The sequence below is a fragment of the Pseudomonas sp. 2822-17 genome (genome assembly GCF_002742485.1).
Taxonomy (GTDB): Bacteria; Pseudomonadota; Gammaproteobacteria; order Pseudomonadales; family Pseudomonadaceae; genus Aquipseudomonas; species Aquipseudomonas cyclaminis.
Genome location: NZ_LJRZ01000483.1, coordinates 1 through 686 on the forward strand (window position 1 = coordinate 1; position 686 = coordinate 686).

The 686-nt window shown below is 57.9% G+C and carries 1 protein-coding gene; it reads left to right on the plus strand.

What is annotated here, in order from left to right:
* A partial coding sequence (locus AOA60_RS18330) for a DUF6531 domain-containing protein (protein WP_256592854.1) occupies positions 1-686 on the plus strand: 686 nt, incomplete at both ends.

Here is a 686-nt window from a genome sequence, read left to right on the forward strand (position 1 = left end):
GTTCGCGGGGTGGTGGGCGGGCTTAAGCAGGGCACGATGCAGATGCGCTGGCGGGCGCGGCAGAACGCGGTGTTGAAGCAAAAAGAGTCTGTGGACGATGCGCCTGTTTCGGGGAAAAACCCGAACGGGGATGTGGCGGCTTCTTCGGATAAGACCGTGACCAACGGCTGCCCGGTGTCGATGGTCACCGGCGAAGAATTACTCACCCTCACCGATGGCACGTTGGTCGGAATTCTGCCGTTTGAGTGGACACGGTTGTATCGCACCAGTGCGGTGGAAATGGATGTCGGGCTGGGGTTTGGCTGGAGTCATTCGCTGGCGCATCGGCTTGTCGTGTCAGGTGATTCAGTGGTGTGGACGGATCATGAGAACCGCTCGACTGAGTTTCCACTGCCGACAGTTGCTCGACCTGCAATCACCAATAGCCTGGCTGAAGCGGCGATTTATCTGGGGGATTTGCCGGATGAGTTAGTGCTGGTACAGGCGTCGCGGTTTTATCACTTTCGCGATGGGGTGCTGGTTTCAATCAGTGATGCGTATGACAACCGCCTGCGGATTAGTCGGGACCATTTAGGGCGCATTGAACGGCTGGATAACGGTGTCGGTTTCGCGCTGTTTTTACGCTATGAGTCGGGCCGCATTGTGGCGGTGGACTACCAGGTTCAACGGGCCAAGGGACATGAGCC